Consider the following 18842-nt stretch of genomic DNA (forward strand, 5'->3'; position numbering starts at 1 on the left):
GGATGATCCCCTTCCCTGTCCTCTGAACGAGAACTGTCGTTGCGCGGTGCCCGTGCCTTGTGCACGAGCGCTCTTTGTCCGCGGCCGTTCGACGGCAACCGGAGAAGCCTACCAGGTGTTCAGGCAGTGCGGGGACGCAGGCGACGACGCCGAGGAGCGGGCAGCAGGCTGCGGAACAGCCCGACGAGCGTCGCTCCGAGGAGCCCGCCGAGCCCGTTCGACAGGACGTCGCGGGGGTCGGACACGCGGTTCGGCAGGAACGCGCCCTGGTACTGCTCGATGCCGACGGAGAGCCCGACGGCGACGACCGCGCCGAGCAGCCACCAGCGGCGCGGCAGCCAGAGCGCGGCGAGCATGCCGACCGGGACGAACATCGCGATGTTGGCGAGGAACTCCGTCCGGTCGTACGTGAGCCAGCCGCTGCCGGTGATCCGCTGGGCCCACCGGATCGCGTGCTCCACGAGGGACCCCTGCGCCGCGGTGAAGACCTCCGGCGTCAGGGTCATCCGCCAGATCACCCAGGCGTACGCCGCGGTGACGGCGAGGAGGAGGAGTTTCCGGAGCATCCGCAGAGTCTGACGCACCGTGGTCGGGAAACCCCTGGCCCGCCGCTGGCAGAACGCCCGGAGCCGTTCCCCGCTGCGCCCGTTCTCCTGGGAGCATGGGTCCATGACGGACCAGGGGAACCGCCGGGGTGCGCCGCGTCGGTCGTCGGCGGGGCGCCAGTGGACGTGGATCGGTGTCACCGCGGCCGTGGTCGTGGCCGTCGTGGTCGCCGTCGTGGTGACGCTCCCCCGCGACGGGTACCCCGACGGGCGCCAGGTGGTCGAGCGACGCACCGCCGCACAGGCGTTCCCCGGAGGCCTCGCGGTCCAGCCGTCCGCCGAGAACCAACCCGGCCGACGCGAGGCAGCGGCGCGGGCGGCCGGTCAGGAGACCACCGCGCAGCGGATCGCGGTCATCGCCGACCAGCCGATCGCCACCTGGCTGACGGACGACTCGGTCGCCGACACGCGTGCCACGATCCGCGACGTCGTCCGGAGCGCGCGCCAGCAGGACCGCACCCCGGTGTTCGTCCTGTACGACGTCCCCGACCGCGACTGCGGCCACTACTCGAAGGGCGGCAGCACGGCGTCCGGGTACGTGCCTTGGGTCCGCGCAGCCGCACGGGCGATGGCGGGGTCGCACGCGGTCGTGCTCGTCGAGCCGGACTCGATCGCCCAGATCGCGGTGTGCAAGCGTCTCGAGGACTCCCGCCTGCCGCTGCTCCGGCAGGCCGTCGAGGCGCTGGGCGGGCACGGGCTCACCGTGTACCTCGACGGCGGCAACGAGCAGCGCGTCCCGGTCGCCCAGCAGGCGTCCTGGCTCCGGCAGGCCGGCGTCGACCGGACGCAGGGCTTCTTCACGAACGTCTCGAACTTCTACCGCGTCGACACCGAACGCGCCTACGCGGACGAACTCGCGGACCGCATCGGCGACGACCCGCACTTCGTCATCGACGTCTCCCGCAACGGGCAGGGCTGGCGCGGCACCTGGTGCAACCCCTCCGGGGCCGGTCTCGGACAGACACCGCACGTCACGCGGGGCAGCACCCGGCTCGACGCGCTGCTCTGGGTGAAGACACCGGGGCTCAGCGACGGGACGTGCAACGGCGGACCCGCGGCCGGGCAGTGGTGGGAGTCGTACGCGCTCGACCTCGTGGCGAACCGGAAGCGCGACTGAGCGAGGATCCTCACGGCGGGGTGTCGGTGCCCGGTGGTTCCATCGGGACATGACCCCGACCGCGCGCCTCCGCTCCGTCGTCCCGCCCTACCTGCTCCGGGCCGTCGCCGACGCACCGGACTTCCCACGAGCCTCCTCCGCCGCGCGGTCCGCACTGGCCTCGCTCGAGGTCGTGCAGCAGCCGAAGCACGAGCACCGCGACGCACCCCGGGGCGTGAGCGGCACGGTCGACCGGTCGCCGCAACGGACGATCTCGGACGCGGACGGCACGACGACCCTGCCCGGCACGATCGTGCGGAACGAGGGCGACCCTGACTCGGGAGACCCCGCCGTGGACGAGGCGTACACCGGCCTCGGCGACACGCACGCCTTCTGGCTCGACGTGTTCGACCGGGTCTCGATCGACGGCGCCGGGCTGCCGCTGGACGCCACGGTGCACTACGGGCAGGACTACGACAACGCCTACTGGGACGGCAGTCGCATGGTGTTCGGTGACGGGGACGGCGAGGTCTTCGAGCGCTTCACCATCGCCGTCGACGTGATCGGCCACGAGCTCGCGCACGGCGTCACGCAGTACACGGCCGACCTCACGTACGAAGGGCAGTCCGGTGCGCTGAACGAGTCGATCAGCGACGTGTTCGGCTCCCTCGTGCTGCAGTACTCCCGCGGTCAGACCGCGGAACAGGCCTCCTGGCTCATCGGCGAGGGTCTCTTCACCCCGCGCGTGCACGGCGTCGCACTCCGCTCGATGCGGGCGCCGGGCACGGCCTACGACGACCCGGTGCTCGGCAAGGACCCCCAACCGGCGACGATGGCGGACTATCTCGAGACGACCGACGACAACGGTGGCGTCCACACGAACTCCGGCATCCCGAACCACGCCTTCTACCTCGCGGCGACGGCCATCGGGGGCAACGCGTGGGAGGGCGCCGGGGCCGTCTGGTGGGACGCCCTCACGTCGGACGCCACGACGGAGTCGATCGACTTCGCGGGCTTCGCGGCGGTCACGGTCGACGCGGCGGCGGCCCGGTTCGGGTCGGGGTCGCGCGAGCACGGCGCCGTGCAGCAGGCGTGGCGCGACGTCGGCGTCCTGGGCTGACCGGTACCCCGTGCCCGGCGTACGGTCGGGGCATGCACATCGCCGTCCGCCGGACCGGGGGCTTCGCCGGCACCACCCGGGGCTGGCGTGTCGACACCGAGGCCTGCGACGACCCTGCGGCGTGGACGGACCTCGTCGGAACGCTCCCCCGCGAGGTGCCCGCCCCGGCTCCGGGCATCCGCGACGACTTCACGTGGACGATCACGATCGAGCAGCGCACCGTCACGATCCCGGGGAGCCGACTCGAGGAGCCGTGGGCGTCCCTCGTGGCACGCGTCCGCGACGAGGGCGACACCGCCTGACCGGCGCGCCGCGCGCACCAGCGCACAACCGAAGTCAACCCGAACCGCGCGCATCCACGGTGCGGAACGACTCTGGTTGTGCGGCGCGCGCACGGGTCGTGCTGCGCCGAACGGGAGGCACGGCACCAGCCCGCCACGCGCCTCCCGGGCCGCGCGCACCAGCGCACAACCGAAGCCAACCCGCACCGCGCGCAACCCCGGTGCGACACGACTCTGGTTGTGCGGCGCACATGCGCGCCGCGCGCGGGTCGTGCTGCGCCGAACGGGAGGCACGGCACCAGCCCGCCACGCGCCTCCCGCGCCGCGCGCACAACCGCACGACCGCACAACCGGAGTCAACCCGAACCGCGCACATCCACGGTGCGAAACGACTGTGGTTGTGCGGCGCACACGCGCGGCGCGCGCACGCGGGTCGTGCCGCGCGCCTCCCGGGCCGCGCGCACCAGCGCACAACCGAAGCCAACCCGCACCGCGCGCAACCCCGGTGCGGAACGACTCTGGTCGTGCGGCGCACACGCGCGCCGCGCGCGCACGCGGGCGGGCGCGGCACGCCCGACGCCCGCGCCCGGCCCGTCAGGCCACGTCGACGACCGTCAGACGCCGCGTCGGCCGCGTCATCGCGACGTACACCGCCGCCGCCGCCCGAGCCGCGTCCGCGCCGACGCGCTCCGGGTCGACGAGGAGCACCCCGTCGAACTCGAGGCCCTTCGCGTCCGCCCCGGTGAGCACCGTGACCGACCCCGGCCGCGGCGACCCGAGCGACCGGACGTCCGCCTCGGTCCGGGCGAGGCGGTGCCGCACGGCGTCGACGTCGGCCTCGGGCACGATCACGCCGATGGTCCCGCTGCCGATCGCCGCGCGCTCGACGTCCACCAGCGATGCGACCGTGTCGAGCACGTCGGCCCGCGGCACCGACACCCGCAGCACGGGGTCGCCGTCGCGCACGGCCTCGGTCCGGGTGACCACGAGCCCCACGGACGCCGCGTACTCCCCGGCTGCACGCACGATCGACCGTGGCGTGCGGTAGTTGACCGTGAGCTCCTCGACGCGGTGCTCGATCGGCACCTGCGGCGCCCGGCCACGGCGACGACGGGCGAGGGCGCCGACGACGTCGTCCCAGGTGCGAGCGGCTCCCGGTGAGGAGCCCTGCGCCATGTCCCCGACGATCGTGAAGGACCGCAGCGGGTTCCGGCGGGCGAGCATCCGCCACTGCATGGGCGAGAGCTCCTGCGCCTCGTCGACCACGATGTGCCCGTAGGTCCACTCGCGGTCCTCGGCGGCGCGCTCGGCGGTGGTGCGCGGGTCGCCGCCCTCGGCGAAGGACCCCGCGACCTGCTCCGCGGTGACGATGCCCTCGACGCCCATGTTCTCGATCGCCTGGCGCGCGTTCTCGATGTCGCGGTTGCGGCTGGCCTTCGCCGCACGCTTCGCCGCGCCCCCGGTGGGGTCGAACGGGCCGAGGAGTTCGGCTGCCTCGTCGAGCAGGGGGACGTCCTCGACCGTCATCGCCGAACCGCGCGGGCGGAGCAGCAGTGCCCGGCGTTCCGGGGTCCAGTTCGGGGTGAGGGACGCGAGCCAGTTCGGCCGCGCGTAGAGGTCCTCCACGAACTTCTCGGCAGGGAGCGGCAGCCAGGCGGTGTTGAGGAGGACCCGGGCGTCGTAGGAGGACCGGATGTCCTCGCGGAGGACCTTCTCGTCGGCCTCGTCCACCGTGGTGCCGCGCTCGCGGAGCTGGTCGGCGAGGAGTCGGGTCATCGCGTCGAGGGCGATCTTGTTGAACGTCACCCGGGCGACGTTGTGCGGCTTGCCGCGGTCCTGCGCGCGCTTCATGGCGTCGGCCACGAGCTGCGGCGGGACGACGAGCCGCTCGCCCTCGACGTCGAGGGTCACGGGCTCGGCCGGCACGACCTGCCGCGACCGGACGGCACGGCGGAGCAGGGACGCCATCTCCGCCGAGCCCTTCACGGCGGCGACGTCCCGGTGGTCGTGCGTGGAGGCGTGCACGCCCGGGTACAGCGACCCGAGCGACGCCATCACGACACCGGTCTCGCCGAGGGACGGCAGCACCTGCTCGATGTACGTCAGGAACGCGGATGACGGCCCGACCATCAGCACGCCCGACCCGCGGAGGCGCTCACGGTAGGAGTACAGCAGGTACGCGGCCCGGTGCAGCGCCACGGCGGTCTTGCCCGTGCCGGGGCCGCCCTGCACGATGAGCACGCCCTCGAGCGGGGACCGGATGATGCGGTCCTGCTCGGCCTGGATCGTGGCGACGATGTCCGTCATCCGTCCGGTGCGCTCGGCGGTCACGGCTGCGAGGAGCGCCCCCTCGCCCTGCAGGTGCGTGCGCTCGTCGTCGTAGAGGGAGGCGTCGAACACTTCGTCCTCGACCCCGACGACGGTCCGGCCGTCGAGCGTGAGGTGCCGGCGCGCCCGCATGCCCATCGGGTACGCGGCGGTCGCCTGGTAGAACGCGCTCGCACCGGGGACCCGCCAGTCGAGCAGGAGCGGGCGGTGGTCGTCGTCGCGGAGGCCGACCCGGCCGATGTACCGGAACGCGTCCTCGTCGCTGTCCGGCTCGGAGACCTCGAGCCGACCGAACACGAGGCGGTCGCCGACGCGTTCGAGCGTCGCGATGGTGTCCTCGTAGAGCCGGGCGTACGCGTCGCGCTCGCTGCGGCTCTGGTGGTTCCCGCCGACCGCCTGACGGCGGGTCTCGGCGAGACGCTGCTCGGCCTCGGCGGTCAGTTCGTCGAGGCGGGCGAACAGCCCGTCGACGTAGCCACGCTCGCGGTCGATCTCGGTCGGTTCGGACACACGCCACCCTTCGGGAAACAGGGGTGTCCAGTGTAGTCCCGCAGGACCGACACCGAGAACGGCGCGACCCCATGATGGACGGGAGGCGCGTGGCGGACCCGCCACGCGCCTCCCGTCTGTCAGACGCGCAGCGTCTACATCTCCTCGTGCGTGTCCGGGTCGCCGTCCCAGAGGCGCCCGCGCTCGAGCGCGGAGATCGCCTGCACCTCGTCGTCGGTCAGCTCGAAGCCGAAGACGTCGAGGTTCTCGCGCTGCCGCGAGGCGTCGCCCGACTTCGGCACCGGCACGGCCCCGAGCTGCACGTGCCAGCGCAGCACGACCTGCCCCGGCGTGACCCCGTGGGCCTCGGCCGCCGCGACGACCGGCTGCTCGCTCATGAGCTCGGACTGCTTCGCGAGGGGGCTCCAGCTCTCGGTCACGATGTCGAGCTCCTGGTGCACCTTCCGGAGCTCCGCCTGGGGGAAGTACGGGTGCAGCTCGACCTGGTTCACGGCCGGGGCGACCCCGGTGGCGTCCACGATGCGCTCGAGGTGCTCCGGCGTGAAGTTCGAGACACCGATCGAGCGGACCTTGCCGGCGTCACGGAGGTCCACGAAGGCCTTCCAGGTGTCGACGAACTTGTCGACGGACGGGTTCGGCCAGTGGATGAGGTACAGGTCCACGTGGTCGAGGCCGAGGTTCGCGAGGGACTCGTCGATCGACCGGTGGGCTTCGTCGTACCCGTGGTGGCGCCCCGGCAGCTTCGTGGTGACGACGAGGTCCTCACGGTCGACACCGGACTCGCGGACCGCACGGCCCACGGCGTCCTCGTTGCCGTAGTTCAGCGCGGTGTCGAGCAGCCGGTAGCCGCTCGCGATCGCCGCCTGCACCTGCGCGCTGCCCTCGTCGCCGTTCAGGCCGTAGGTGCCGAGGCCGAGCTCGGGGAACCGGTGGCCGTCGTTCAGCTCGATCGTCGGGGCGCCGACCTGCATCAGCGCACCCCGAGCAGGTCGATGACGAAGATGAGGGTCTTGCCGGAGAGGAAGTGTCCGCCGCCGGCCGGGCCGTAGGCGAGCTCCGGCGGGACCACGAGCTTGCGGCGGCCGCCGACCTTCATGCCGGGGATGCCCTCCTGCCAGCCGCGCACGAGCGCCGCGAGCGGGAAGTCGATCGGCTCGCCGCGGTTCCACGAGCTGTCGAACTCCTCGCCCGACTCGTACTCGACGCCGGCGTAGTGGACCTTGACGGTGGAGCCCGCGGTGGCCTCGTCGCCGGATCCCTCGACGATGTCGGTGACCACGAGCTCGGTGGGGGCGGGGCCCTCGGGGGCGTCGAACTCGGGCTTGCTGTTGAGGTCAGTCATGCCCGCCAGTCAACCAGAGAGCGCGGTCACGGCCCTGCAGCCCGACGGAGGCAGCAGAATGGTTCCACCGTGACACGATCCGACACCGCCCCGCGCCGCCGCCTGCTCGCCGACCTCACCCCGCTCCGCCGCTCCCCCGCGTTCGCCCGCCTGTGGGCCGGGACGGCGATCGCCGGCATCGGCACGCAGATGACGACCGTCGCGGTCGGCCTCGAGGTGTACGACATCACCCACTCGACGTTCGCCGTGGCACTCGTCGGCGTGATCGCCCTCGTCCCGATGATCGTCGCGGGGCTCTACGGCGGCATGCTCGCCGACGCGTTCGACCGGCGGCTCGTGGCCCTCGTGTCGGCGCTCGTCGCCTGGGCCGCTGTGGCCCTCATCGCCACCCACGCCTGGCTCGGCCTGCACAGCGTGGCGCTGCTCTACGTCCTCGCCACGGTGAACGCCGTCGCGGCGACGGTGAGCAACGCCTCGCGCTCCGCGATCGTGCCGCGGCTCGTCGGCACCGACCTCCTGCCCGCGGCGAGCGCCCTCGGCGGCATCGCGTCCGGGTTCCAGGTCACGGTGGGTCCGGCGATCGCGGGTGTCCTCATCGCCGGAGTCGGCTTCGCCCCGACGTACACGATCGACGTCGTCCTCTTCACGTTCGCGTTCCTCGGGGTGTTCACGCTGCCGAGGATGGCGGCCGAACACGACGCCCTCCGTCCCGGGCTGAGCTCGCTGATCGAGGGTGCGCGGTTCCTGAAGCGCTCCCGCAACATCACCATGACCTTCGTGCTCGACATCATCGCGATGACGTTCGGCCAGCCGCGGGTGCTCTTCCCCGCGATCGGGGCGCTCGTCATCGGCGGTGGGTCGATCACGGTCGGGACGCTCACCGCCGCGTACGCCATCGGAGCCCTGCTCTCGAGCGTGTTCTCGGGTCCGCTCGGTCATGTGCGGCGTCAGGGCGAGGCGGTCGGCTGGGCGATCACCGCGTACGGCGGGGCCATCGCCGCGTTCGGCGTCGTCGTCGCGGTGGCGCACCTGCTCGGCGGTCGCTCGGGCGATGCCTTCAGCGTCGGGATCCTGCCGGCCCTCGGACTCGCGGCGCTGTGCCTCGCGGCCGCCGGCGGCGCGGACAACGTCAGCTCGGTGTTCCGGAACACGATCCTGCAGGCGGCGTCGCCGGACGGGATGCGCGGGCGGCTGCAGGGCATCTTCATCGTGGTGGTCACGGGTGGCCCGCGGCTCGGCGACCTGTACGCCGGTCTCGTCGTCGCGGCGGGCATCGCGTACCCGCCGATCATCGGTGGCGTGGTGATCATCGGCCTCGTCGCGCTGCTGCTCCGGTTCGTCCCGTCGTTCCGTCGGTACGACGCGCTGCACCCCCACGCGAACTAGCGGGCCACGAGACTCGCGCTGAGCGACACTCCTCGCGGCCGAGCGCGCGAGCAACGTCGCTCACGCCGAGTCTCGGCTGCGGCGGGCCCCCAGGGCGACCACACACCGGCCGGGAGGCCCGTGGCGGGCCCGCACCGCGCCTCCCGTCCGGATCCAGGTAGTTTCGTACGCATGCCGGACCGTGATGCGCGCGCCATCCAGCGGACCGGGGTCCGCGCCGTCGTCCGGCGCACCTACCACTCGGTCATCCGGCACCGCGTCGTCGACGCGGCGGCGTCGCTGACGTTCTTCGCGACCCTCACGGTGTTCCCGACCGCACTCGCGGTCGTGTCGGCGCTCGCGATCGTCGACCGGTCGGGAGACGGCCTCGCGGACATCGTCCAGATCCTCGGGTTCATCGTGCGCCCGGAGACCGCGCAGCACCTCGAGGAGCCGCTCCGGCAGCTGCTCTCGCTCGACAACCCGTGGCTCGGGTTCGCGACCGGCGTGGTCCTGACGCTGTGGTCGCTGTCCGGGTACGCGACCGCGTTCGGCCGCGCGATGAACACCGCCTACGAGGTCGAGGAGGGCCGCCGGATCTGGAAGTTCCGCAGCATGATGCTCCTCGTCACCCTGCTCGTCATGGTCGGCGGCGCGATCGCGATCCTCATCCTGCTCGGTACCCCGACGATCGCCGCGGCCATCGTCGACCAGATGGGCTGGCCGGTCTGGGTGGACGACCTGTGGAACGTGGCGAAGTGGCCCGTGCTCGCCGCGGTCCTCGTCGTCATGGTCGCGGTGCTCTACTACGCGACGCCGAACGTCCGGACGCCGCAGCTCCGGTGGGTGTCGGCCGGTGCCGCCTTCGCGATCGTGACCTGGGCGATCGCGACGTTCGGGTTCGCGGTCTACGTCGAGACGATCGGTGCCGGCAACCGCGCGTACGGCTGGCTCGGCGGCGCGATCCTGCTGCTCGTGTACCTGTACATCTCGAACTTCGTGCTCGTCGTCGGCGGTGAGCTCGACTCCGAGGTCATCCGGATGCGCCAGCTGTTCGCCGGCATCGAGGCCGACGAGTCGATCCGGCTCCCCCTGCGCGACGTCACGCGGAACTTCACGCTGGCCCGGTGGCGGGACGCCGACATCGCGACCGCACACCACGTCCGGGTCGAGGCGGCGAAGCTCCCCCGCGACGACGAGGACGCCGCGCAGGCCGAACACCTCCGCGACCTCGCCGGCAAGGTGCAGGTGAGCGAACCCCCGATGCCGTAGCGGCACAGGGGTTCGGCGTCAGCGCTCCGCGGCGCGTCAGCGCTCCCGCGCGGCCTGGTCCAGCATCTCCTCGGTGACCACCGGGATCGCCCCCGTCGCCAGCTCGATCCCCGACAGGCGCGCGGGCGACAGGACCCGCTGCACCTGGTCCTCCTCCATGAGACCGGCAGCGGTGACGAGCGTCGCGATCGGCGTCGAGGTGGTCAGTGCCGTGTGCGCGATCGACGCCGCGGCCGCGTACCCGATGTACGGCGTCAGGGCGGTCACGACGCCGACGTTCGTGTCCACCTGCGCCGCGAGCTTCGCCTCGTTCGCCTCGATGCCCGTGACGCAGTGCACGCGGAGGGTCTCGCAGCCGTTCGCCATCCACTGCAGCGACTGCATGATCGAGTGCGCGATGATCGGCTCGAACGCGTTGAGCTGCAGCTGTCCTCCCTCGGCCGCCATCGTCACGGTGGTGTCCGCCCCGACGACGGCGAACGCGATCTGGTTCACGACCTCGGGGATCACCGGGTTGACCTTGCCGGGCATGATCGACGACCCCGCCTGGCGTGCCGGCAGCGTGATCTCGCCCAGGCCGGCCTGCGGCCCCGACGCGAGGAGTCGGAGGTCGTTGCAGATCTTCGAGAGCTTCGCGGCGCTGCGCTTGACTGTGCCGGAGAGCGTCATGAACGCCCCGGCGTCGCTCGTGGCCTCGATGAGGTCCGGCGCGGTCACGACGTCGAGGCCGGTCGCGATCTGCAACTGCCGCCGGACCTCGTCGCGGTACAGCGGATCGGCGGTGATGCCCGTGCCGATCGCCGTCGCGCCGAGGTTCGTCTCCGCCAGCAACGGCATGACCTTCGACAGCAGGAGCACGTCCTCCTGGATGGTGTGCGAGAACCCGGTGAACTCCTGTCCGAGCGTCATCGGCACGGCGTCCTGGAGCTGCGTCCGTCCGATCTTCAGGACGTCCGCGAAGGCCCGCCCCCGCTCGGCGAAGGCGTCGGACAGTGCCTCGAGCTGCGAGTTGAGCCGCCGCACGCCGAGGATCATCGCCAGCTTGATGCTCGTCGGGTACGTGTCGTTCGTCGACTGGCTGCGGTTCACGTGGTCGATCGGGTGCAGGTGGGCGTAGTCGCCCTTCTCCCGCCCGAGCAGTTCGAGTGCCCGGTTCGCGAGCACCTCGTTCGTGTTCATGTTCGTCGACGTGCCGGCGCCGCCCTGGACGATGTCGACCACGAACTGGTCGCGGAGCCGTCCGTCGCGGACCTCCTGCGCGGCCGCGTCGATGGCGTCGGCGCGCTCGCCGTCGAGCACCCCGATCGCCTTGTTCGCGCGGGCCGCTGCCTGCTTGACGGTCGCGAGGGCCTCGATGAGGTCCGGGTACACCGCGATCGGGACGGAGGTGATCGGGAAGTTCTCGAGCGCCCGGAGGGTGTTGATCCCCCAGTAGGCGTCAGCCGGGACCTCTCGGCTGCCCAGGGAGTCGGACTCGGTGCGGGTGGGTCGTGGTGCGTCGTTGCTCACCCGGCCCAGGCTAGTCCGAACCGTCCGGCCGGTCCTGGTGCCGAGGCGGGCGCGTGTCGGCTCGCGCCCGACGCGACCGGAAGACGGGCCGGGGGGGGGGGGGGGGGGGGCGGCCCCCCCCCCCCCCCCCCGCCCGTCCGCTCGTCGCGTCAGCGACCCGCGACGCGTCGCATCCCGCGGTGCGCGTCAGTGGAACTGCGGGACGATGAGGTAGATGCCGTAGAGCACGGCGGCGGCGCTCACCGCGAAGCAGGCGATCGCGAGCGAGCGGTACAGCCGCACCCCCGGCGGGGTCTGCCCGGGGATCGGGAACCCGGCCGTGGCCGGCCCGACGGTGCCGTCGTCCTTCACCGTGTACTTGCCGGCGCGGCTGTCCGCGGCGCTCCAGAAGCGGAGGCCGATCGAGTACACCGTCACGACGAAGCACGCGCCGACGACCGAGGCGATCGCGACCGTCAGGAAGGCGAACCAGTCGATGCCCATCAGCGACGTCCCCCCTTGCGCGCGGCCATGCGGCGCAGCGTGCGCTCGCGGCTCAGCTCGGCACGACGGGCCGAGACGACCTCGGCGCGCTTCTTGCGCTGCATGTCGCGACGCTCCTTGCGGGTGAGGACCGCGTTCGCAGCCACGTCGACCTCGATCGCGGCGGCCTGGTCGTGCGGCTTGCGGAGCGACCAGAGGTACAGGCCGAGGATCACAGCGGCTCCGACCACGGCGTCGATCACGAGTCCGAGCACACCGATGCGGGCGATGCCGGACGCGACCGCACCGACCGCAGCCGCGGCGGGCAGGGTGATGAACCAGGCGATGACGATCTTGCCCGCGGTCGACCACTGGATCTTCGACCCACGTCGGCCGAGGCCTGCGCCGATGATCGAGCCGGACGACACCTGCGTGGTGGACAGCGCGAACCCGAGGTGGCTCGACGCGAGGATCGTGGCGGCGGTCGAGGCCTCGGCGGCGAAGCCCTGCGTCGCACGGATCTCGGTGATGCCGGACCCGAGCGTGCGGATGATGCGCCAGCCGCCGGTGTACGTGCCGAGGGCGATCGCGAGGGCACACGCCACGACGACCCAGAACTGCACGCCCTGGTTCGCCGACTGCGCACCGGACGCGATGAGCGTGAGCGTGATGACGCCCATGGTCTTCTGCGCGTCGTTCGTTCCGTGCGCGAGCGACACCATCGAGCTCGTGAAGACCTGCCCGATGCGGAAGCCGCCGCGCTCGTTCGGGAAGACCGGGCGACGGGTGATCCGGTACGCGATGCGCGTCGAGAGGAACGACACGAGCGCCGCGATCACGGGCGACAGGAACGCCGGGATGATCACGACGGTCAGCAGCGCGGCGTAGTTCACGGAGCCGAAGCCGGCGCCGACGATCGCGGCACCGATGAGCCCGCCGAACAGCGCGTGCGACGACGAGGACGGCAGCCCGCGCAGCCAGGTGATCATGTTCCACACGACAGCGCCGATGAGCCCCGCGAAGATCATCTCGGGCGTGATCGCCACACCGCCGGGTCCCTCGTTGATGAGCCCGTGCGAGATCGAGGTCGCCACCGCGGTGCTGAGGAACGCACCGACGAGGTTGAGCACCGCTGCGACGGTGACCGCGACCTTGGGCTTCATGGCGCCGGTCGCGATCGGGGTCGCCATCGCGTTGGCGGTGTCGTGAAAACCGTTTGTGAAGTCGAAGAAGAGGGCCAACGCGATGACCAGGACGACTATGAGTGTGATGTCCACCGCGGAAAAGTGTCCCAGGCGACCGGCCCGAGCACAAACCCTGCCGTTCACCCCGTGTCCACTCGACCTGTCGAACCGTTCAGGAACGGAACCATTCCGATGACAGAATGTTCCTCATGGACCCCGTCGAGCTGCTCATCCTGCTGATCGGATCGCTGGCGGTGACGGGGTTCGCGCGGGCGAAGGGCCTCCCCGCACCGCTGCTCGTCACCGCCGTCGCGCTCGCCGCGTCGTTCATCCCGGGGCTCCCGCACATCGAGATCGACAGCGAGGTCATCCTCACCGTCGTCCTGCCCCCGCTGCTATACTCCGCCGCGCTCGACGTGTCGTGGCAGAGCTTCCAGACGTCGATCAAGCAGATCCGTCGCCTCGGGATCTTCCTCGTGATCGTCACGGCGCTGGTCGTCGGCGTCGTCGCGTACTTCCTCATCCCGGACATGACGCTGCCGGCGGCGATCCTGCTCGGCGCGATCGTCGCCCCGCCGGACGCGGTGTCGGCGGCCGCGATCGGCCGGAAGCTCGGGCTCCCCCGTCGGGTCATGACGGTGCTGTCCGGCGAGAGCCTCATCAACGACGCCGCCTCGCTGACCCTGGTCCGGGTCTTCACGCTCATCATCGCGGGGACGTCCCTCACGATCTGGCAGGACCTCGGCATCTTCGGCCTCGCGATCGGCGTCGGCCTCGTCGTCGGCGGTGTGCTCGGAGTCCTGGTGCACTGGATCCGGATGCGGATCAACGACCCGGTGGTCGAGACGATCATGAGCATCCTCCTCCCCTTCGTCGCGTACATCGGCGCCGAGCACCTCTCCGGGTCCGGCGTCATCGCGGTCGTGACCGCCGGCCTCTACATCGGCTACAACTCGCCGAAGGAGGGTTACGCGACCAGACTCCAGGAGCGCCCCCTCTGGACGAGCATCGACGTCATCCTCGAGGGCTTCGTCTTCGCGCTCATCGGCCTGCAGCTCAACGACGTCGTCCAGAAGCTGATCGAGAGCGAGCGGAGCCTCGGGGAGACGCTGACCGCCGCGGTCGTGGTGCTGCTCGTGGTGATCCTGGTGCGACCGCTGTTCGTCTTCGAGTCCTACGTACGGAACCGCATCAACGGACGGTGGCTCCGGCCCCTGCGCGTGAAGCTCTCCCGCGGGCACCCGTCGCTCCGGTGGATGCGCGGGACCGCTGAGCCGAAGCTCAACTGGCGCGAGCTCACGGTCATCTCGTGGACGGGCATGCGCGGCGTGGTCACGCTCGCCGCCGCGGTCTCGGTCGTCGCGAGCCCGACGGAGATCCCGGCGCAGGACACCATCTTCGTGATCGCGTTCATCGTGACGGTCGGCACCCTCCTGCTGCAGGGCCTGACGCTGCCGTTCGTCATCCGGGCGCTCAAGGTGCAGGACCCGGAGGAGGGCATCCAGGACGTCCGCAGCGAGATGCGGCTCAACGAGCGGACCACGCGCGCCGCGATCGACCTCATCGAGCAGCGGCGACCGGAGTGGGGCGAGCGCTTCGGGGTCGAGGCCACCGACGTGTTCGTCGCGCGGCTGAAGGCCCGGCTCGAACGTGCCGCCGAGACCTTCCGGCAGGACGCCGTGGAGGAGGAGACCGAGGACCAGCAGCTGCCCTCCCGACTCCGGGGGTCGCAGATGCAGGACATCCGCCGCGACCTGCTCGACCGGCGCCGGGAGATCGTGCTCGAGGAGCGCGAGAAGGGCAACCTCGACGAGGAGGTCATGCGCCGCGTGCTCGTGACGCTCGACGCCGAAGAACTCGCGATGGACTCGGCCCAGGCGTCCCGCAGCCGGAGCTGACCGCGCCGCGCGACCGTGCACGCCGCGCGGTCGCGCGACCGCGCGCACCGCGCGCCGGTCGCTGTCGGACGTCGCGGCGTATCCTGGCGCTCCGGATCGAGAACAGGAGCACGTGGCCGAGTGAGCACCCCGCGGAACGACCTCCCACCGAAGCGGACCACCCGCCCGTCGACCCGAGGCACGCGTCCCCGGCGGGGGTCGTCCGTCGCAGGTCACCGTCGCGTCCGTCAGGCCCCGGTCCCGGAGCCCCAGCGGATCAGCGCCTACCGCCGCTGGTACGGCACGCTGCACCCCTCGCTCCAGCTCATCGGCCTGCAGCTCTGGATGCCGCTCTTCTTCATCGTCGGCTTCTGCCTCTGCTACGTGTTCGCGTTCCACGCCCCGCACCCGCACGACGTGCCCGTCGCCCTCGTCGGCAGCGACCCGACGCTCGTCGCCGCGGTGGGCAAGGCGCTGCCGGGTGAGTACGTCTTCCACGTCTACGACTCCCTCGCCGCCGCGAAGCGGGACGTCCTCGCCGGCAGCATGGCGGTGGCGTACGACCCGTCGGCGAACGAGTTCTTCAAGGCGAGCGCACACCAGTTCCAGGTCGCCTCACTCGTGCCCGCCACGCTGTCCGCGGTGATCGAGGCCGGCGGCGCCGCGGCCCCGGAGATCACCGAGCTCGCCCCGCTCCCCGCGTACGACGAGTACGGCACGGTGTCGATGTACGTGATGCTCGCGTGGTGCATCGGCGGCTACATGGTGGCGATGTTCATCGGGATCATGGGCGGCCCGCTCCGGCACCGCACGCGCATGGCCGTGATCGTCGTCGGCGGTCTCGTCATCTCGCTCATCACGAACACCCTCGCGGGCCCCGTCGTCGGCGCCATCCACGGCCACTTCGTCCCACTCGTCCTCATCGCGTGGGGCTGGATCGTGGCGATCGGCCTCGCGGTCAACGGCCTGAGCTACTTCGCCGGTCGGTTCATCGCCGCACCGGCCATGATCTGCTTCGTCTTCCTCTCGATGCCGTCATCGGGCGGCGCCTACCCGAAGTGGTTCATGCCGGAGCCGTTCGCGTGGCTCAACAACGTCGTCGTCGGTTCGAGCATGGTCGACATGATCAAGCACCAGATCTACGGCGTCGGCCCCGGTCTGACGCGGGGGCTCATCACCATGGCGTGCTACGCCGGGGCGGGCTTGGTGCTGATGTACTTCGGCAAGATGTGGTGGGAGCACCGACGCATCCGCGCGATCGTCACCGGCCGGACGACGATGTTCCAGGACGCCCAGACCGCGAACCGTGAGTTCCTCGGCAAGCAGCGCGACCACGAGCTGGAGCGACACGGGCTCACCTCGACGGAGACCGGCACGCTCAGCGTGCTGCGCGACGACGAGTGGGAGGACGAACGAGCCGGCGGCGACGTCTTCATGGGCGGTCGCGACGGCCTCGAGACCGAGAGCACGCCGACCGGTCGCGTCCCGGTGGTGCGCTCGGGCGAGCGCCCCGCTCCTGCGGGAAGGCCGGGAGGCCCGACCAGCGGTCCGCGCACGCGTCCCGTCCCACGGGCGGACGGCTCCAGGGCACCGGCCCGCTCCGACGTGCCGGCTCGCTCGTCCGCGCGGAGCGGCGGCGGGTCCGACGACCGTCCCCACGGCCGGCACGCGGAGCACTGAGGCGCGCACTGCCGGGCGTATCCTGGGCGCATGAACCCGCGCATCGCCTGGCACCGCGTCCTCGTCACCGTCGTCGTCGTGTTCCTCGCCCTCGCGGTCGTGTTCTACGCGCTGAGCGTGTTCCTGGCCCCCGCCGACGGCCGGAACACCGCCGGGCTGTTCGTCGGGTGGGCGATGTTCGCGATGATCGGCGCGATCGGGTTCGGCATCGTGGACTTCTTCGTGCGCCCACTGGGTGGCCGAAGCGGCGACGCCGACGTCATGGCCGCCGCGGAAGAGGCCCGCACGGGCAGCACCCGCACACAGCAGGTCCGCTGATCACGCGCCGGTGAACCCGGCCACGGTCGCGTTGTCCTCCGCGAACGTGAAGCGTGCCCGGACCCGGCCGCCCGCGAGCACCCCGGGCAGCCAGTACTGCGCGTCGTCCCACATCGCCCCGTAGGGAACGGCGTCGACCGGGATCCACCGGGGCTCGAGCTCGTCGCTGCCCGTCGGGTCCCCCTGCCAGCGGCGGCAGACGAACACGTCCGAGACCTGGGACCAGGACGGCCGGAACGGGAACCGGTAGTCCAACGTGCCCCGTGCCTCCAGGTCGTCGGGGTCGAGCCGCAGGCCGACCTCCTCGGCCACCTCGCGGACGGCCGTGTCGACCGCCGCCTCGCCAGGCTCCCGCTTCCCGCCGGGGCCGACCAGGCGACCGGTGCCGAGTCCGCGCCGCTTCTCGCCGAGGAGCACCTCGGGACCGTCGGCGCCGTCGCGGAGCAGGTACACGACGACCACGGCCGGGTGCTGGATCGTGCGGTCGGCGCGTTCGGTCACGCCCCCAGTGTGGCGTACGCTCGTTGCATGGCAGGCGTGCTGCGGGGGCATCATGGCTGAGTCACGCAGGTCGGGGCGCAGCCTCGAAGTGTTGCGTGCCGAGGCCGCCGAGGAGATCTCGATGCTCGTCGAGCACCGGAGCCGTCAGGGCGAGGACCCGTGGGACTTCATGCCGACGCTGCCGACCGTCGACGAGCAGGTCGTGCTCATCCTCCGCGCAGACTCCCTCGAGCTCGACGCCGCGATCGGCAAGCGGAGCGCGCAGTGGTCGATGCACCCGGCGTCCGGGCAGGGCACCGCCATGGGCGAGGAGTACCACCGCCTGCGCCGCATCGCCCTGCAGCACCCGGAGCTGACCGAGGCGGTCTGGAAGCTCATGGGGGCGCTCCCCGACGCGAGCTGACCGGCGCTCGTGGCGCCGGGCGCGGCCCGGTGCGGGGGCCAGGCGCGCTGCGGTTGGATGGGGACATGACCGAAACCGTCCTCGCGATCCTCAACCAGCCCTCCCGCGACGCCGCGCCGCACGACCCGGACGCCGACACGTTCTGGTTCGCCGCCCCGCTCGAGGAGCACGTGCAGGTGCAGGACCTCGGGATCATCCGCGGCGACGGCGTGTTCGAGACCATCACCGTGGTGGACGGCCGGCCGCAGGCGCTCGAACCGCACCTGGCGCGCTTCGAACGCTCCGCCCGCATGCTCGACCTGCCCGTCCCGGACGCCGACGCCTGGCGCCGCACGATCGAGGCCGTGTGCGCCGAGCTCGACCCCGTCCGCGAGGGCTTCGTGAAGACCGTGCTCACCCGGGGCGTCGAGGGGTCCGGCCGGCCGACCGGCTGGGCGTACGCGGCGCCGTCGGGTGACCAGACGCCGGCCCGCACCGAGGGCATCTCGGTCGTGACGCTCGACCGCGGCTACCGGCACGACGTCGAGCGCACGTCGCCGTGGCTCCTGCAGGGCGCGAAGACGCTGTCCTACGCGGTGAACATGGCGGCCCTGCGCGAGGCCGACCGCCGTGGGGCCGACGACGCGCTGTTCGTGTCGACGGACGGCTACGTGCTCGAGGGCACCCGGGCGAACCTGATCCTGTCCGTCGGCGGTCGGCTCGTGACGCCCCGCACCGACATCGGCATCCTCGCCGGGACCACACAGGCCGACGTGTTCCGGTTCGCCGAGGACGCCGGCATCGACACCGCCTACGAGCTCGTGACGCTCGCCGACCTCGAGTCCGCCGACGCCCTCTGGCTCGTGTCGAGCGTCCGGCAGGCGGCGCCGATCCGGTCGGTGAACGGGGTCACGCGGACGATGGACCTGCCGCTCACCGAGCGCATCAACGAGTTCCTGCTGTCGCGCGAGGCCTGAGCGCGCGGGTCGCGCAACCCGACCCGACATCGG

General features: G+C 71.9%; 18 protein-coding genes. 10 read left to right on the forward strand and 8 right to left on the reverse strand.

The window, feature by feature from the left end; all coding sequences use genetic code 11:
- Positions 1-119 precede the first annotated feature (119 nt).
- Positions 120-566 carry a VanZ family protein gene (locus tag ACIPYW_RS00285; RefSeq protein ID WP_290132312.1) on the reverse strand — a complete coding sequence of 149 codons (447 nt, stop codon included), beginning with the start codon at positions 564-566 and terminating at the stop codon, positions 120-122.
- 103 nt (positions 567-669) lie between these two features.
- On the opposite strand from ACIPYW_RS00285, the gene ACIPYW_RS00290 reads away from it, so the two are divergent.
- The 3 genes from ACIPYW_RS00290 to ACIPYW_RS00300 are packed head-to-tail and all read left to right on the forward strand — an operon-like array spanning position 670 to position 3123.
- Positions 670-1722, forward strand: a complete 1053-nt coding sequence (locus ACIPYW_RS00290; RefSeq protein ID WP_400409763.1) for a glycoside hydrolase family 6 protein — start codon at positions 670-672, stop codon at positions 1720-1722.
- A gap of 49 nt (positions 1723-1771) precedes the next feature.
- On the forward strand, positions 1772-2821 hold the full coding sequence (locus ACIPYW_RS00295) for a M4 family metallopeptidase (protein ID WP_400409765.1): 1050 nt from the start codon (positions 1772-1774) through the stop codon (positions 2819-2821).
- 32 nt (positions 2822-2853) lie between these two features.
- Positions 2854-3123, forward strand: a complete 270-nt coding sequence (locus ACIPYW_RS00300) for a protealysin inhibitor emfourin (RefSeq protein ID WP_400409767.1) — start codon at positions 2854-2856, stop codon at positions 3121-3123.
- A gap of 573 nt (positions 3124-3696) precedes the next feature.
- Here ACIPYW_RS00300 and ACIPYW_RS00305 read toward each other — a convergent pair.
- From ACIPYW_RS00305 to ACIPYW_RS00315, 3 genes are all read right to left on the reverse strand, one after another.
- Positions 3697-5940 (reverse strand): HelD family protein, encoded by a 2244-nt coding sequence (locus ACIPYW_RS00305; RefSeq protein WP_400409769.1) that lies wholly within the window; start codon positions 5938-5940, stop codon positions 3697-3699.
- A 134-nt stretch (positions 5941-6074) separates the two neighbouring features.
- Positions 6075-6911, reverse strand: a complete 837-nt coding sequence (locus ACIPYW_RS00310) for an aldo/keto reductase (protein WP_400409771.1) — start codon at positions 6909-6911, stop codon at positions 6075-6077.
- The gene (locus tag ACIPYW_RS00315) at positions 6911-7282 is read right to left on the reverse strand and encodes an FKBP-type peptidyl-prolyl cis-trans isomerase (RefSeq protein ID WP_290132318.1); all 372 of its coding nucleotides are present in this window, start codon (positions 7280-7282) and stop codon (positions 6911-6913) included. Before ACIPYW_RS00315 ends, ACIPYW_RS00310 begins: the two co-directional genes overlap by 1 nt.
- A gap of 69 nt (positions 7283-7351) precedes the next feature.
- On the opposite strand from ACIPYW_RS00315, the gene ACIPYW_RS00320 reads away from it, so the two are divergent.
- Positions 7352-8668: an MFS transporter gene (locus ACIPYW_RS00320; RefSeq protein WP_400409774.1), complete on the forward strand. Its 1317-nt coding sequence runs from the start codon at positions 7352-7354 to the stop codon at positions 8666-8668.
- A gap of 171 nt (positions 8669-8839) precedes the next feature.
- Complete coding sequence (locus tag ACIPYW_RS00325; protein ID WP_290132320.1) at positions 8840-9919, forward strand: YihY/virulence factor BrkB family protein; 1080 nt, start codon at positions 8840-8842, stop codon at positions 9917-9919.
- Positions 9920-9955: 36 nt separating this feature from the next.
- On the opposite strand, the gene ACIPYW_RS00330 is transcribed toward ACIPYW_RS00325, so the two are convergent.
- From ACIPYW_RS00330 to ACIPYW_RS00340, 3 genes are all read right to left on the reverse strand, one after another.
- Positions 9956-11428, reverse strand: coding sequence for an aspartate ammonia-lyase (locus tag ACIPYW_RS00330; RefSeq protein WP_400409778.1), 1473 nt, complete (start codon positions 11426-11428; stop codon positions 9956-9958).
- Positions 11429-11614: 186 nt separating this feature from the next.
- Positions 11615-11911, reverse strand: coding sequence for a hypothetical protein (locus tag ACIPYW_RS00335; protein WP_400409780.1), 297 nt, complete (start codon positions 11909-11911; stop codon positions 11615-11617).
- Positions 11911-13167, reverse strand: a complete 1257-nt coding sequence (locus ACIPYW_RS00340; protein WP_400409782.1) for an anion permease — start codon at positions 13165-13167, stop codon at positions 11911-11913. Before ACIPYW_RS00340 ends, ACIPYW_RS00335 begins: the two co-directional genes overlap by 1 nt.
- A gap of 116 nt (positions 13168-13283) precedes the next feature.
- Here ACIPYW_RS00340 and ACIPYW_RS00345 point away from each other — a divergent pair, with 116 nt between their 5' ends.
- The 3 genes from ACIPYW_RS00345 to ACIPYW_RS00355 all read left to right on the forward strand — a co-directional run bounded on the left by ACIPYW_RS00345 (position 13284) and on the right by ACIPYW_RS00355 (position 16949).
- Positions 13284-14972 carry a cation:proton antiporter gene (locus tag ACIPYW_RS00345; RefSeq protein WP_400409784.1) on the forward strand — a complete coding sequence of 563 codons (1689 nt, stop codon included), beginning with the start codon at positions 13284-13286 and terminating at the stop codon, positions 14970-14972.
- A gap of 120 nt (positions 14973-15092) precedes the next feature.
- Positions 15093-16631 carry a hypothetical protein gene (locus tag ACIPYW_RS00350; RefSeq protein WP_400409786.1) on the forward strand — a complete coding sequence of 513 codons (1539 nt, stop codon included), beginning with the start codon at positions 15093-15095 and terminating at the stop codon, positions 16629-16631.
- Positions 16632-16661: 30 nt separating this feature from the next.
- On the forward strand, positions 16662-16949 hold the full coding sequence (locus ACIPYW_RS00355; RefSeq protein WP_290132326.1) for a hypothetical protein: 288 nt from the start codon (positions 16662-16664) through the stop codon (positions 16947-16949).
- Here the strand turns inward: ACIPYW_RS00355 and ACIPYW_RS00360 are convergent, their stop codons facing one another.
- The gene (locus ACIPYW_RS00360; RefSeq protein WP_400409788.1) at positions 16950-17450 is read right to left on the reverse strand and encodes an 8-oxo-dGTP diphosphatase; all 501 of its coding nucleotides are present in this window, start codon (positions 17448-17450) and stop codon (positions 16950-16952) included. It lies immediately after the preceding gene.
- 52 nt (positions 17451-17502) lie between these two features.
- On the opposite strand from ACIPYW_RS00360, the gene ACIPYW_RS00365 reads away from it, so the two are divergent.
- Together ACIPYW_RS00365 and ACIPYW_RS00370 are read left to right on the forward strand one after the other, a co-directional pair.
- A complete protein-coding gene (locus ACIPYW_RS00365) occupies positions 17503-17853 on the forward strand; it encodes a tryptophan synthase subunit alpha (RefSeq protein ID WP_290132328.1) in 351 nt (116 codons plus the stop codon).
- A 65-nt stretch (positions 17854-17918) separates the two neighbouring features.
- On the forward strand, positions 17919-18809 hold the full coding sequence (locus ACIPYW_RS00370; protein ID WP_400409791.1) for an aminodeoxychorismate lyase: 891 nt from the start codon (positions 17919-17921) through the stop codon (positions 18807-18809).
- Positions 18810-18842 lie beyond the last annotated feature (33 nt).

Origin of the sequence: Curtobacterium sp. NPDC089689, from assembly GCF_044749145.1 — a bacterium.
Taxonomy (GTDB): domain Bacteria; phylum Actinomycetota; class Actinomycetes; order Actinomycetales; family Microbacteriaceae; genus Curtobacterium.